Here is a 16362-nt window from a genome sequence, read left to right on the forward strand (position 1 = left end):
TGGATTACAAAGGTCTGGCTCTCAATAAGCTGTCGGAAGAGATTGCTTTCGGCTTGACAGAAGCACCATCCTTCAACGCTCCGATTCCGGTGTACACGATTTTTTCTCCCGGAGCAACTCCTTCAGAAATAAAGTAGTAGTTTTCTGTTTTTCCTGAGACTTTAATCGGCTTGCTGGTTACTTTGTTGTCTTTTCCTAAGATATATACGTAGGTCTTGTCCTGAATTTCAAAAGTAGATTCCTGTGGAATGATCAAGGCATTGGAAAGCATCTGAGGCATACGCACTCTTCCTGTATTTCCGGTTCTTAAAGCTCCCTGCGCATTAGGGAAAACCGCGCGAACGCTGATGGCTCCCGTAGTTTTGTCAAACTGACCGTCTACAATGCTCATTTTTCCTTTTTGAGGGTAAATGCTGTTGTCTGCGATCACAAGGTCTACCATTGGCATATTCTTCAGCTTTTCATCTAAAGTAGCTCCCGGATATTTCTTCTGAAACGCGATGAAATCCAGTTCACTTAAAGAGAAGTAAGCATAAATTTCACTGATGTCCGACAGTAATGTCAATGGATTAACATCAGTTCTTGAAATAAGACTTCCTTTTTTGAAAGGAATTCTTCCGATGTATCCGCTTACCGGTGCTGTGATCGTTGTAAATCCTACATTGATCCTTGCGTTTCCTACTGAAGCTCTGGCCTGTGATGAAGCGGCAACAGCAGCAGCATAATTGGCTTTTGCGGTTTTAAGCTGTACGTCGGAAACTACTTTTGCGGCTACCAGCGGCTGAAGTCTGTCAACTTCCACTTTAGCCTTTTCAATATTGGCATTGGCAGCCTGAAGATTGGCCTGCGCCATATTCACCTGCTCGCCATACGCTCTTGAATCTATTTTAAATAATGGCTGTCCGGCTCTTACGTAAGAACCTTCTTCCACATAGATTCTGTCCAGGTATCCGTCTACCTGAGATCTGATCTCTACATTGTTTTTACCTTCCAGTGCGGTAGGAAATTCCTGATATGTTGTCGCTGGAGATGTGATCACGGTGTAAACCGGAAGTTCCGGAGCAGGCGGTGCTGCATTGGAACCTTCTGCTGCTTGGGTACAGTTCTGCAAAAGGATAATACTTGATATAAGTACGATAAACCTTATTTTTCCAGGTATTTTCATTGTGGGTTTAATTTTTTTAATGAAGTGTTAGATTTAAGTAATAGTGTTTTTTAAATTAATTCTGATATATTTCCTAACGGTGTTAATATTAAGTTCAAAAAAAATTTCAGAATTTTTAATAAAGGAGTCAGATCGTCATTTTCATAAGTGCTGTCTGTTTTTTAATGTTGAATGTATGGATAAGTGAGGTGTATTAATTGAGTGTTAATTTATCTAACAGTGTTAAGTGATTGATAAAAGCTGTCCTGAAATGTTGAATTATAGTTTCCATGTTACTTTTTTTAGTTTTTTAACTGAATATTTTACCGAAATTCGATGTTATTTTTCCTAACGGTGTTAATTTTTGGTTCAAAAAAAATTTACAGAGACTTAACGAAAGCTGAAACCGTTTCGTCTAAAGTCGTTTTATTCATTGTAGAAGGAATATCTGTATTTCGCATCATCATAATAGAGATCAAACCATGCACTGCTGAAAATAAAGCGTGAGACATATGACAGGCATTGTCCGGATTCGATCCGTTCTTTTTAATAATGTTGAAGGTACACTCATAGATCAGGTCCTGGAATGACGAAAATTCTTCTTTCATCTGGCCCTTACCGCTACACTGCATTCCCAAACCGAACATCAGCTGATAGTATTCTTTATTTTTAAAAGCAAAATCCCAGTAAGCGTCTACGATGGCCGTAAGCTGCTCTTCCGGAGTTTCAAATTTCTGCTGAGCTTTTAACAGCTCTATATGAAGACAATGAAAACCATTGATAGAAATTTCATACAGAATGGCTTCTTTGTTTTCAAAATAATCATACACTACAGGAGCACTGTACTCAATGGCATCTGCAATTTTACGCATCGAAAGTGATGCCCAGCCCTCTGTTTTAGCCAAACCGAAAGCCGCCTGCAAAATATTTGCACGTATGGATTCTTTCTCTCTTTGACGACGTTCATGTAGGCCCATGATTTTTTATTTACTAACAGTGTTAGCAAAACTACAAACTTTTAAGTATATCTTCCAAATAATATTTGATAATTAACATAAGTTCAGGATAAAACATTTCATTTTTTATCGTGAAGTAAGGAAGTCAGAAGCTCGAAGAGGGAAGTTATTGAAGTCCAAATATGTGAATACGAGAGGTATGTTATTACTATTTGTAAAACTACTTCAATACATTCAAAAGAAATTGTTCAATACTTATCGTCCAGTAGTGACTTCCATCCTCCAGCTCCATCTTCCCATCTTTTAATCTTAATTTCTTATCCGACCTCCGGTTAATTAACATTTAACGCAAGTTTATAAATTACTGAATTGGCTTGTATTAAAAGAAACTTTATCTTTGCTGATAAAGAAAATAAAGGATATGAATACTCCCTCCAATATGCTGGCTTTAGGAACCAAGGCTCCGTTTTTCGAGCTTCCGAACCCTTCAAAAACTAATAAGATCCAATCTCTGGAAGATCTGAAAGGTGAGAAAGGAACACTGGTGATCTTTATGTGCAACCACTGTCCGTTTGTTCTTCACGTGATCGACAAGATCAACGAACTGTATGAAGACTATAATGAAAAAGGGATTGAATTCATTGCAATCAATGCCAACAATGTAGAAAAATATCCGGCGGATTCTCCGGAAAAAATGATAGAATTCCAGATCGAAAGAAATTTTGATTTCCCATATCTGTATGATGAAAGCCAGGCCGTAGCCAAAGCTTACGATGCAGCATGCACACCGGATTTCTATTTCTTTGATGATAAATTAGACCTTATCTACAGAGGACAGATGGATGATTCAAGACCCGGAAACAACAAAGATGTAACCGGTGAAGACCTGATCATCGCTTTCGAAAACCTTTTGTTGGGTGAACCGCAGGAAGAAATTCAGAAGCCAAGCATGGGTTGCAATATCAAATGGAAATAATATGATGAATGGTTGAATATTTTTAGCCGTCATATATATAAGTATAGGCTGTTCTTTTTTAAGAGCGGCTTTTTTTGTGCAAACATCTGTATAATCAGGGAGATCTGTGGGAAATAAATATCCGTAGCATTTTTATGAAAGATGTGCGGGTTTACTCAGTATTCGAAGCTTGTAATATAACTATTTATATTGCCACCAATGTCTTTCGTAAAATCCAATTAAAATATTTGCGTTCCCCATTTTGGGAATTAAAAATAATTTTTATATTCACATCCTAAACATTCAAATATGAAAAAAAACTATTTAAGTGCATTTCTTATATGCACAGCTTTGGGTATATCGTATGCCCAACAAAATGAAGTCTACTTTAAGTATGATGAAGCGGGTAATCAACGGTACAGGGGTCCAGACTCAGCTACTAAGCAGGCTTCTATGCAATCTAAAACCAATAGATTAGCTACGTCACAGCTCATTGATCAAAAAACATTTTGGAAACAAATCCGTTTGTATCCTGTTCCGGTTAACGATGTCCTAACCATTAATTGGACTGACGAGGTAGATGATCTGATAGAATCAGTTTCCTTATATCAGCACAGTACAGTGCATTGGAAATTCCAGCAGCAAAATTTACCTGAATTTAATAAACAGGTAGGGATTGATATGTCAGACTTTGAATGGGGTATATATGTTCTACGTTTTACATTAAAAGACGGAAGAGTTTTCAGTAAAAACATCACCAAAAGATAAAAACACAGCTATGAAATTTTATAACAACAAAAAAAGATTACTGTTTTCCTTTGTGTTGCTTTTGATCTCTATGGTGGGCTTTGCACAAATACCTCCCGTACAGAAACTTCATGCCACCAAAGGAAATGTTGAAGTCAATGGAGCCGGACAGCTTCAATTTGCTCTGCCCGTTGCCATACCTCCAGGAGTGAAAAATGTGGAACCACAGGTCAATCTTGTTTATACCAGCGGTTCATCGAACGGAATTGCCGGATATGGATGGAATATTTCCGGAATCAGTTCAATTTCAAGAACCGGAAAGAATATCGAAAGGGATAGAGAGGTAAAAGGGGTTCAGATGGATGAGTCCGATTCTTATAATTTTGGAGGGCAAAGATTGGTTTTAAAGTCCGGTGAATACGGTCAGGATGGCGCCCAGTATGTAACAGAAAAATTTTCCAATACAATCATTAAATCTATTGGATCTATTACAGGACAAACATGGAAAGGACCTGAATACTGGGAAGTCACCTTTGCAGACGGAGCCCAGGCATGGTATGGCGGGAGTAACGCCACAGGGAGTAATTCAGCCACAACTCCTTTAGAATATAATATCGTCAAATGGAAAGATCCTCAGGGAAATTATATCACGTATGATTATACACAAGGTACAGGAACAAATGTCGCGGTAATTTCTTCTATTAAATGGGGAGGAAATGAAGCTTTAGGAAAACCCCATTTTAATGAAATTATATTTAACTATAATCTAACTACAGCGCGCGAGGTTAAAGAACAGTCTTTTGTGAGGGGCATATCCTTTTTGCAGGATAAGCTGCTCAACAGCATTACGGTAAAAACTCATGAATCTCAATATAGAAAATATGATATCATATACAAAACGGATCATACAAAATATCAGTTTGTAGAAAAAATACAGGAGTATAATTCAGAAAACCAGCCCGCTCATCCAGTTGAGTTTTTTAGAAATGAATTACAGCCCACTAATAGCTATGTTTTTGATGCAGACTGGTCAAGATTTTACAATGTTTCCTTGAGTGGTGATTTTCGCGGAACTCATTCTGCCGATTTTATCGTGTACAAAGATGCTGATGGACGTGATCCTGCCGGTTACTATTTATATTATACATATGAGGATTTACCCCAATATTATTTAGGGACAGAAAATGTGTTTCAGAATGCAGTTCCAATAGATATCAAAGACGGTAGTAATGTGGTTAGGAGCAGACAGGGAATTGTTTCCTACCAGGTAAATCCTACAAGCAGAGATTTAACCCTTAATTATTATCTTATTGATTTAGCAAAACCTATTGTATCTCAGTCTTTTCCTAATGCTCTGTATCTGGCCGCAACAAAAGTTATTCCGCGCAGTGAGTGGGATGAAAGTGAAAGCAATTTCTCTAATCCTTCCGATACCTATCAAAAAACATCGGAAATCATTAAACTTATTCCCTATGATATGGATGGAGACGGGGTATCTGAGGTTTTAATTGCAAAAAATAATTCGATAACCAATAGAATATGCACAGTACCGGAGAATCAATTCCCGACAGAAGATGATTGTCAAAGCTATACTTATGACGAAAGTAAATATATTGCCATAAAACAGCAGGATAATTCCTTTTCCTTTTTTCAATTTGATTTTGATAAAAATCTTATTTTCGGTGATTTTAATGGGGACGGTATTGATGATATGGGGAAATCTAACTCTATCCATTATACTACAATAAATGGAGAGTCTGTACCCGGAAATATCCTGCAGGCATATAATCTTAAAAAAAATGCGCAGGGCAGCCTTAGCTTATCTGAAGTTTTTTCTGCAGACTATTCCGGGGTTTCTTCCCAGGTACAGGTTGGTGATTTTAACGGCGATGGGATCTCCGATTTATTTGTGCTCACAGAGGTTAATAATCACTATATTATCAACCTCAATACAGGGAAAAGCTTCTTAAAAACTCCCTATTTCAACGACTTTAATGGGACTTATAGCTTAACGACTTCTCAATATGGTAATTATTCTACAGCCAGAGTTTTAGATATTAACTCGGATGGAAAGTCTGATATTATAAATTTTGGTACCCATTATAATATTCTCTCTCCTACTTCTGCAAATTCTTCACTCATTATAAAGGTCAGTGAAAATCAGGGATATCTGGACGGGAAAATCAAATTTGGTGATAACCCGGCAGTTACCCGGAATTATAATATTCCGTATATTTTTAGAGAGATTATAGGACTTAGGCAGAATCAATTATCTGTTTATAGTCCTTCCAACAATCAATATATTGGGAGAGTCACTTTCTTTACTCACTATGCTAACCTTCAAAAATCACCAATTAGCAAAATTATACAGGGAGGTATAGGAACATTAATCAGTTATGATGGCTCAGATTCATACAGAGGACATTATAAGCCTATAAAAAATGAACAGTATCCATTAATGGAACTGGAGAATGTAAATTCACAATTAGTTTCAAGAATTTACGAAAGTAGTTATAATGGTTCTAGACATAAAACTTTCCGCTATCGTGGCCTTATGATTAATCTGCACAATAAAAAGACCGTTGGTTTTAGGCAAATGGCGAGCTCTTCATGGTATGCATTAGGTTTTGAGAACACAATAATATGGTCAGGAACCGAAACCGATCCCCTGCAGGAAGGAGCACCAGTTAAAGAATGGTCCATCAGAACCAATGATAACTCTAAAATTTTTCCGCAGGACATTTCTGAAAATAATACCCAGCTATTAAGCTTTAAATCTACAGAATATCAATATGATAAGCTTTTAAACGGACAGATAGTAACAAGCGTTTCTGATGCGGACAGGGATAAAATAGTGACGGTGATCCTTCCAAAAACAACTAAAGCCAAAGATTTCTTAACGGGTGCTACGGCTGAAAACACCGTTACTTATGGTCATTACTATCTGCCATCACAGAGCATTTCGAAGATCAATTTGTCCTATGCAGTAACAACTTCTCATTACCAGTATAATAATAACCCGTCGGGAACTGGGCCGGACTATTACATAGGACGCCTTAAATACAAGGCGGAAACCATCCAGGCATATGGTGATACTAAAAGTACCCAAAAAGAATTCTTTTACGAGAATAATCTTGTAAAAACCACAAAAGACTGGAACAGGGATAATACAGGCTATATAAAAGATACCTTTACCTATGACGGCTTTGGAAATATTACACAGAAAGTATCTGCTAATACGGTCGATGCCGGAACCATAAGCTCAGCTTACCAGTATGACCCTAAAGGAAGATTTGTGGTAAAACAAACCGATAATCTGGGATTACAAACCGAAATTCTTTACAATAATTGGGGACAGATAACAAATAAGACAGACCCTTTTAATAATACCATTACCAATACTTATGACTCTTGGGGTAAAGTATTAACTTCCACATCGAGTGTAAGCGGAACTACTTCGTATGGGTATGAAAGAGATAATCAATCTAATGTCGTTATTACCCAAAATGATCCCGACGGTAATATATCGAAAAAATTCACCAATGTACGGGAACAGGATTACAAAACTTCAACCAAAGCTTTTGGTCAGGGACAGTTTATATCAAAAGAAACGCAATTTGATGTTTTAGGAAGAAAACTCAAAGAATCTGAGCCTTATTTTGAAGGGCAAAGCCCAGGCCCGTGGAATACAATCGCGTATGATGACTCTGTATATCCTGCAAAAATAACAGCTACTTCATTTAACGGTAAGCAGACACAAACAACCGTTTCGGGACTTATTACAACAGTTGAAGAAATTAACGGAAATAAAAGAACCAATACCAAAACAGCCGATGCTTTAGGAAACGTAATAGCTACCACAGATAAAGGAGGAACGATACAGTTTTCTTACAATGCTGCAGGAGATCAGATCCAGGCTAAATATGCTGAAAGTACCGTGAGCACAAAGTACGATTCATGGGGAAGGAAATCAGAATTCAACGACCCTTCCAATGGAGTGTACAAATATGAATACGATGGATTTGGCAGGGCTAAAAAAACAATCAGTCCAAAAGGCCAGAAAGAATATACCTATAATAATTTTGGGCAGCTTGTGACCCAGAAAGAAATTTCTACCATAGATGCCGGGCAGACAACCAATAAAACTATTTCTTTATCCTATAATGATAAAGGACTGCTCACGGCAAAATCGGGCATTATAAAAGGACAGAACTTTAGCGTGGCTCTCACCTATGATTCTCAGGGAAGGCTGTTATCTTCCACTGAAAACAGTAACGGCAGGACATATAGGCAAAAAGGGATGGTATATGATGGTAAAGGAAGAATAAGCTCTTATGAAAAAGAATTACAGGGAGGAGTAACCACTAAAGTGGCCATAGAAAATGTATATAGTGCATGGAATGGGGAGCTTTACCAGATCAAGGATAAAAATTCCGGAAAAATATTATGGGAGCTGAAAGAAACGAATGCTAAAGGACAGGCACTAAAATCCAAATTAGGAGCTGCAGATATCACTAATACTTTTGATGCTAATGGATTCTTAAGCACGCTTAATCATTCATCTGCTGTTAAACCTAAGATTCTTCAGATCATCTATTCTTTTGACGCCATCAAGAATGAGCTTAAAACCAGAAAGACTGAAGGAGATTTTGATATGAATGAATCTTTCGACTATGACTCCAATAACAGACTGATCAACTGGACCAATCCAGTAACTGGAATTAAACCTCCTGCTAACAGGAATGTGTACGATATAAAAGGCAGAATCACCCAGAATGATCAGGTGGGGACAATTAAATTTGATAATTCCGCCAAGATCTACCAGCCTACTGGAATGACTCTTAATGCCCAGGGAACACAGAATTATAATGGGGATCTGATACAAACCATTACCTATAATGAGAATAATGACCCGGTGCAGATCTCAGGAGAGAAAACAAGGATCAATTTTGAATATGGTCTGGGAAACATGAGACAGAGGATAGATATTTCTGAATTAAAACAGTCCATGGGACCAGGAAAACCGCAGCTTATATGGCAAAATACATTGACTAAATTATACAGTGAAGACGCAAGCTTCGAGATAGCAATAGATCTTATTAACCTAAAAGAAAAACATACTTTATATATTGGTGGTAGCCCCTATGAATCTGATATCGTATATTTGAAAGACTTTGGACAGAGCAGCGGTTCTTATAAATTCTTGCACAAAGATTATTTAGGAAGTATCCTGGCTATTAGTGATGAAGCTGGAAACAGGATAGAGCAAAGACATTATGATGCCTGGGGTAACTTAGCAGCTATGGTACTTGGAAACAGTGGCGCTGTTATTACGGGTAAATCGGCAATTGCTGAAACTTCACTACTTGTAGACAGAGGATACACCATTCATGAACATTTTGCAAAAGTAGGAATAATCCACATGAACGGAAGGCTGTACGATCCGCTATTAAGGAGATTCCTTAATGCGGATGAAAATATTCAGGATCCTGCAAATACCCAGAATTATAACAAATACGGGTATGTGATGAATAATCCAATGATGTACAATGATCCAACTGGAGAATTTTGGGCGTGGTTTATTGGATCTCTCGTAGGAAGCTATTTCTCCGGAGTGCAGGCCAATCATGGAAATTTTAATCCTGTAAAATGGGACTGGAAAAACACATGGACAGCTGTAGTGGGGGGAGCCTTTGCCAGAGCTGCTATTGGCCAGGGCGTAAGCAATATTAATGTATATGGAACAAAATTTATTGCAAATTCCGTAATTGGATCTGTGGGAAGTATATTTAATGGAATAGCGACCGGACAAAATATTTTTAAAAGTGCGCTAATAGGATTCTCAGGAATTAATTATACATTTAATTTGTCTTCTAATAATCCAATTAATGCCGGATATGAGTATAGTATAAGTGAAATGCTTGTTAATGATGATAATACTTTAATTGGTGGAACGGAAGCTGTTTTTAGCCGTGATACAGTATTAAAAGTTGCAAATGCTCACTATAAAAATCAATTTATCAGAGGTAGCTGGCATTTTGTAGATCAAACAAGTGACTTAAGTCCCTATATTCGAGGACAAGGCTATTCATTGGGAGGAAGTAGTAATGAAAATCTTTTAGTCAATGGGGAAAAAAGAATTTGGGGACTAACAGAAATTGTTCGACATAATAATGTAATTGTTTGGCAAAGGATATATTTACCAAAAGGAGCATTTATAAGTTTAGAACAATTAGATTTAACAATGGGACACGAGATTTTTCATTCTATATTAAACAATGCTAGGCTTTTTGATGATTATACACTCGATGGCCTCAATAGAAAATCCTCAGTTCATGAGTACTATACTTCCAGATGGGAAGAGCAATATATAAAATTCCGAGGATGGCAAAAATTAAATCTAAATATGGAATCATTTAATAATGGTGTATGGGGAGTAAAAAACTTAGAGGGTCTTATGAATAAAATAAAACCTATTTATAATAATTACTTAAAAAGTACATTGAAATGAAAAAAATTATAATTTTATTAGGGTCTTTATTTCTAGCTTGTAAACAACAGCCAAAAGACACTTTTAGTTTAAAATATATAAAGAATAATAATGAAATATCTCTTTATTTTGAAAATAATACTAATGAAGATGTCATATTTCTAACACCTAATACTTTGGAATTTGGTGATAAAAATTTTAAGGATCTTACTTCTCGAGGAGGAAAAGAGGGAGATTTCCCTATAAATGTATACGCTATAATAGAATCAAATCAATCTGAAAAAAAGTATCAAAGCAAACTTGATAGCATTTGGAGGGATTATCTCACAGAGACTGGTTATAATGATTTTATAAAAGACATAAGGTCTTACGATGGTAATTCTGTATTTTATTTAAATAGCAATGGAAAATTGAACGTAAAATATAAGTTAAACATCAAACAATCACCTCCAATACATAAATATTCTTCAAAATTTAAACAAAATTATTATCCTTATGATAAAGTGTTAAAAGGGAATTATCCCGAAGGAGAATACTTAAGAAGGTTTTCAAAGCTTAATTTTGGTAAAGCAAAGTTTGTGGCACAACCTGTTATAGAAGATAGTTTATTTTTAAATATCTCACACAATGATGCCAATAAATAAAAGTTATCTACAACTAGTATTCTAGGCGATTTACAAATTCCCTCTTAAATTAATCAAGAGGGAATTTTATTGTAGCCCAGTCACCACATAGCTGCTAAAATGGCCAACTTTTAATTTTTTCTTACTCCGACACTTTTGGAGGTCGTTAAACTCTCTCCGACAGATCTGGAGGTCGTAGATTTTTAAATTATCACTCCTTAGCAAATGATAATATTTGAGGTTATTCCTGCAAATACCCAAAATTATAACAAATACGAGTATGTGATGAATAACCCAATGATGTATAATGATCCAACTGGAGAATTTTGGGCGTGGTTTATTGGATCTCTCGTAGGAAGCTATTTCTCTGGAGTGCAGGCCAATCATGGAAATTTTAATCCTGTAAAATGGGATTGGAAAAACACATGGACAGCTGTAGTGGGGGGAGCCTTTGCCGGAGCTGCTATTGGCCAGGGCGTAAGCGATATTAATGTATATGGGACAAAATTTATTGCAAATTCCGTAATTGGATCTGTGGGAAGTATATTTAATGGAATAGCGACCGGACAAAATATTTTTAAAAGTGCACTCATAGGATTCTCAGGTATTAATTATACAATTAATTTGTCTTCTAGTGAGGGAATTAATGCCGGATATAAGTATATTATTTCTCCTAATTACAATGATTTTTATACACCAGAACAGGAAAACCCAGTAGCTCCTTGGTATTTTGATAAAAAAGGTGAAGAATTGCTTAATCACTGGCTTGGAGGATCGGGAAAAAATTTAAATTTTACGCACGATAAAGGTTGGAGTGACTATATGAGTAAGAATGGATTTATACGTGACGAGCTTGTCAAAAGGGCAGTTGCAAGAAGTTATATGATGTATTCTGAAGGAAAAACCAAATATTCTGAAACGTCAGGAAATTTTGGGTTCGAAATAGATAATACATATAATACTGGCTATGGTATGCTTCATGGAACTCAATATTTTAGTTATTTTATGAATGGAAAATATGTTAAGTCAACTGATTCGTACGTTTTTAATTTTAATTTGAAATGGACTGATCAGATAAATCATAATAATAACGTTTTAATGGATAGGGTTTTCAGTGGTATTGCAAGATCTGCTGCCCGTCCTGCTGATTATTGGATAACCATTAAATGGGCTCAAACAATTATAATAAAAAGTAAAGAATGGGAAAGATTAAGATAATTATAGTGCTTTTTTTTCTTATTAATTGTAATAAAAATTCTAATATTACAAGAAATAATAAGGATAGAGCAACATTTGTTAAGACAAATACCTTTATAAATTCGCCGGGAATATACCATTTTAGAGATATAAGTATTATTGTAAAAGAATTTAAAGATAATACTATTGTCTATGGCGTTTTTGATTATTATAATAACATATTATATCAGAGGAATATTAATACTTCAATCAGTAACAATATGAAATGGGCTATTTACATTGATAATCAAGGGCAAATATGGTTTTATAATGTGGATTATCAAGAGACTGGTGTATTTATTATAGAAGGAAAAAAAGGAACTTTTATTAAAGACAAAAATAAATTTCCACCAATACCTCGAGAGCTTATAAAATTTATAAAAGAATAGTTTTAATGTCAAAATTTGTTATAGAAGACAGCTTGTTTATCAGGATTAGTGAGAAAGATGCAAACTTTTAAAAATCAAAGAAACATAGAATAGCCTTCGGCTTATTTTAAAAATATTTATATTTTCAGCTCCTACAATACATCGTAGGAGCTTTTAAAAAGCACTTTAAAATGAGAAGCAGAATAATTTTACTGGTTTTTTCTTTCTTTTTTCTTTTTTCATGTAAAAAGAAGAAAACACATACTTTTAATCTATCCTACATAAAGGATAACAAAAATATAGTACTTAATTTTGATAATAATACCAATACTGACATCGTATTTTTGGCACCTAATATGATAGGGTTTGAGAGCGAGAAAAATAAAGACTCTCAAAATGTATATGCTATAGTAAATACTAAAAAGCAAAATAAATATTATCAAGAAATACTAGATAGTCTTTATATAAAAACATTGATAAATGAAAATATGCAGGTTCTTATTGATTTAAAGCGTCCTTCCGATGGGCATTCTGTATTTTATTTGAAAAAAGACAGCTCTTTAAAGATATTTTACGATTTAAATATACTAAGAACTGCTATCCCTTCTAAGTATAAACAGATTTATTATCCTTACAAAAGAGGAATAGAGGAGAATTATTTAGAAAGAGATTATATATCGAAATTTTCTAAACTTAATTTTGGTAAGGCAAGATTTATATTGCAGCCAGTAATAAAGGATAGTTTGTTTATAACTATTTCTGAAAAAGATACAAATTATTAAAATGTTAATCCGCCTGGCAAATGAGGCGGATTTTTATATAATTAGGGGTCAGCTTTAAACTCTCATTAAATAATATGAAAAGAATTATAATATCGTGTCTTAGCTGTACTTTTTGTTCACCACAGTAAAATTCAAAGCACTTTAAAATGAAAAATATTACATTAACTCTATTAATAATATTTTGTTTATTGTCTTGTAAGGAAAAAAAGAATGATGCCTTCAGCTTAGAGTATGTTAAAAATAGTAATGAACTGATTCTTGTATTTGAAAACAATACTTCTCAAAATATAATTTTTCCAGTACCTAACACTCTTGAATTTGGAGACAAAAACTTTAAAGATTTTTCTACACAGGGTAATATGGAAGGTTATTATCCTATTACAGTTTATGCAACAATAAAGGATAATCAATTTTCAAAATTTTATCAAAAAAAATTAGATAGCATTAGAAATTTCAACTTATCAGAGAGAGGGATGGCTGATTTAATAAATCAAGTGATGCCTGGTGACGGGGATTCTGTATTTTATTTAAAAAGCAATGGAAAATTGAACGTAAAATATAAGCTTATAATCAGACAATCTCCCCCAACAAAAAAATATTCTTCAAAATTTAAACAAAACTATTATCCATATGGTAGAATATTGAAAGGTAAATATCCTGAAGCAGAATATTTAAGAAGATTTTCAAAGCTTAATTTTGGTAAAGCAAAGTTTGTGGCACAACCTGTTATAGAAGACAGCTTGTTTATCAGGATTAGTGAGAAAGATGCAAATTTTTAAAAATCAAAGAAACATAGAATAGCCTTCGGCTTATTTTAAAAATATTTATATTTTCAGCTCCTACAATACATCGTAGGAGCTTTTAAAAAGCATTTTAAAATGAAAAATATTATATTAATCTTATGTAAGATCTACTGCCCGTCCTGCTGATTATTGGATAACAATTAAGTTATAATAAAAAGCAAAGAATGGGAAAGATTAAGATAATTACAGTGCTATTTCTTCTTATTAATTGTAATGAAAATTCTAAATATTAAAAAATGAAAAAAAGTATTGTATTAATAATAACATCTTGTGGATGTATTTTTTGTTCACCACAGATGAAACTAAATAAAAGCAAAGAAATAGACATTCTTATCAACACACCTTGGAAAATTGAAGAAAATAATAGAATAAATTATATTATTGAAAATAAGAGTAATAAGACATATGTTATTGATAGGGATGGTTTTGAAGGGGTTTCTTATTGGTTATTTAATAATGAAAAACTGAATCAAATTGATCGTTGGAGAGGTTATTACGCACGTTATAATGATGATGATTGTGCAAACGATCTAATAATAATTAAACCCAAACAAAAAATTGATACAACCTTAAATTTGAATGATCTCGATAAAGGAATCTATGATTTATCTAAATCAGGAAAATATATCTGGAATGTTAAATCTAACCATAGTAAAAAGAACACTATGCCTTCAACTTGTAAATCATATATAAATTCTTTAGAAAAGAAAGGATATATTATTTTAGAAGATAGTATTGTTGCTAAGATCCCCTTTGTAAGATAAACTTAGTATAAGTAGTCTAAATTTATAGGTTGAGAATTAAATTTTAGTAGGAGTGTAATCCTCCCATAGAAAAGTATTCTTCAAAATTTAAACAAAACTATTATCCTTATGACAAAGTATTAAAAGGGAATTATCCCGAAGGAAGGTACTTAAGAAGGTTTTTAAAGCTTAATTTTGGTAAAGCAAAGTTTGTTGCACAGCCTGTTATAGAAGACAGCTTGTTTATCATGATTAGCGAGAAAGATACAAACTTTTAAAAATCAAAGCAACATAGAATAGCCTTCGGCTTACTTTAAAAATATTTATATTTTCAGCTCCTACAATAAAATGTAGGAGCTTTTTTTTACACAAATATCTGTGTCAATCTGTAAAATCTGCGAGAGACTTTTTCAATATCATAAATAAACGAGCTCATCATTTTATTTCACGCAGATCTCACGGATCCCGCAGATGTTTATGAATAATTATCTGTGAAATTTGCGTGATCTGTGGGAATAAAATACCATGACTTCTTACAATCTTTATATGCAAGATGCTTCGACTCCGCTCAGCATGACAGGAGCACGTTAAAAGAATATTTTTAAAAAGTAGCTTTTAATGTAACCTCTTTTTCAACCTTCAGATCCACATTTACCTTATTGTGCGAGAAATTCTTTATAAACTCAGAAGGTGTCTTCTCCGTATACTTTTTAAACATCCGGTTAAAATAGGTCACATTGTTAAATCCACAGCTGTAGCTGCATTCTGAAATAGTCTTATCCTGAGCCATCAGTAGGCAGGCTTTATTGATACGGTACCGGTTTACAAATTCCGTAAAAGTGATCTGCGTCGCTTTTTTAAAAAAGTTGCAGAAAGCCGGCAGTGTAAGATTGGCTAGTTTGGCCACATCTTCGATATTGATTTCCTTATCATAATGATGTTCTACGTAGGTGAAGATATTTTCCAGTCTCGTTTTATTTTTTGAGATAATGGTGTACGGCATAATTTCCTTGTTCAAAAGATCATAATCCTTACATTTTGAAAGTTCAAATAAAATCTCAAGCAGCAACAGATATCTTTTATAGCCTTCAGATTCCAGCATGAGTTTCAGTTTGGGAAGCATTACCTTTTTGATTTTATGATGAAAGTGAATTCCGTATTTGGAAAGCTCCAGCAGATTTTTGATCGATCGGGCTTCCACTTCCTGCTGAGGAAACTGAAGAATTTCTTCCCTGAACTGAAGGACAATTTCTTCATGCGGATCCGTAGAATTTAATCCAAACCCTGAATGTGGAATATTGGAGCCTATCAACACCAGATCTCCATTCGTATAATTGCTTTTGTGATAGCCCACGTGGCGGGTTCCGTTCCCGGAAATAACACATACCAGTTCAATTTCGGGATGGTAATGGTATTCCCACTTGAACTCGCAGATGGGCGAATTGTTGTGCAGGGTGCGGAAGGAACTCTTTTCACTCGCAATAATTCTTTCAAAACTGACTTTCATCTGATTAA

Annotated in this window: 12 protein-coding genes; 9 read left to right on the plus strand and 3 right to left on the minus strand. The window is 34.5% G+C overall.

Annotated features, from left to right (window positions below):
• Positions 1–4: 4 nt before the first annotated feature.
• Positions 5–1165 (minus strand): efflux RND transporter periplasmic adaptor subunit, encoded by a 1161-nt coding sequence (locus IW22_RS01980; protein WP_034723705.1) that lies wholly within the window; start codon positions 1163–1165, stop codon positions 5–7.
• 359 nt (positions 1166–1524) lie between these two features.
• Positions 1525–2121: a TetR/AcrR family transcriptional regulator gene (locus IW22_RS01985; RefSeq protein ID WP_034723706.1), complete on the minus strand. Its 597-nt coding sequence runs from the start codon at positions 2119–2121 to the stop codon at positions 1525–1527.
• A gap of 400 nt (positions 2122–2521) precedes the next feature.
• On the opposite strand from IW22_RS01985, the gene IW22_RS01990 reads away from it, so the two are divergent.
• The 9 genes from IW22_RS01990 to IW22_RS02030 all read left to right on the plus strand — a co-directional run bounded on the left by IW22_RS01990 (position 2522) and on the right by IW22_RS02030 (position 14868).
• Positions 2522–3076 (plus strand): thioredoxin family protein, encoded by a 555-nt coding sequence (locus IW22_RS01990; RefSeq protein WP_034723708.1) that lies wholly within the window; start codon positions 2522–2524, stop codon positions 3074–3076.
• A 288-nt stretch (positions 3077–3364) separates the two neighbouring features.
• Positions 3365–3823: a T9SS type A sorting domain-containing protein gene (locus IW22_RS01995; protein WP_051890926.1), complete on the plus strand. Its 459-nt coding sequence runs from the start codon at positions 3365–3367 to the stop codon at positions 3821–3823.
• A gap of 10 nt (positions 3824–3833) precedes the next feature.
• Positions 3834–10313, plus strand: a complete 6480-nt coding sequence (locus IW22_RS02000; RefSeq protein WP_034723710.1) for an RHS repeat-associated core domain-containing protein — start codon at positions 3834–3836, stop codon at positions 10311–10313.
• Positions 10310–10936, plus strand: coding sequence for a hypothetical protein (locus IW22_RS02005; RefSeq protein ID WP_034723712.1), 627 nt, complete (start codon positions 10310–10312; stop codon positions 10934–10936). The genes IW22_RS02000 and IW22_RS02005 overlap by 4 nt, the downstream gene beginning before the upstream one ends.
• A 204-nt stretch (positions 10937–11140) precedes the next feature.
• Entirely contained in the window at positions 11141–12133 is a 993-nt protein-coding gene (locus tag IW22_RS02010) for a hypothetical protein (RefSeq protein ID WP_034723714.1), read from the plus strand.
• Entirely contained in the window at positions 12115–12540 is a 426-nt protein-coding gene (locus IW22_RS02015; protein WP_034723716.1) for a hypothetical protein, read from the plus strand. Before IW22_RS02010 ends, IW22_RS02015 begins: the two co-directional genes overlap by 19 nt.
• A 170-nt stretch (positions 12541–12710) precedes the next feature.
• The gene (locus tag IW22_RS02020) at positions 12711–13301 is read left to right on the plus strand and encodes a hypothetical protein (RefSeq protein ID WP_034723718.1); all 591 of its coding nucleotides are present in this window, start codon (positions 12711–12713) and stop codon (positions 13299–13301) included.
• Between the two features lie 146 nt (positions 13302–13447).
• Positions 13448–14080, plus strand: coding sequence for a hypothetical protein (locus IW22_RS02025; protein WP_034723720.1), 633 nt, complete (start codon positions 13448–13450; stop codon positions 14078–14080).
• 260 nt (positions 14081–14340) lie between these two features.
• Positions 14341–14868 (plus strand): hypothetical protein, encoded by a 528-nt coding sequence (locus tag IW22_RS02030; RefSeq protein ID WP_131401674.1) that lies wholly within the window; start codon positions 14341–14343, stop codon positions 14866–14868.
• Between the two features lie 580 nt (positions 14869–15448).
• Here IW22_RS02030 and IW22_RS02035 read toward each other — a convergent pair.
• On the minus strand, positions 15449–16354 hold the full coding sequence (locus IW22_RS02035; protein WP_034723723.1) for an AraC family transcriptional regulator: 906 nt from the start codon (positions 16352–16354) through the stop codon (positions 15449–15451).
• Positions 16355–16362: the final 8 nt, after the last annotated feature.

The sequence above is a fragment of the Chryseobacterium sp. JM1 genome, from assembly GCF_000737715.1.
Classification (GTDB): domain Bacteria; phylum Bacteroidota; class Bacteroidia; order Flavobacteriales; family Weeksellaceae; genus Chryseobacterium.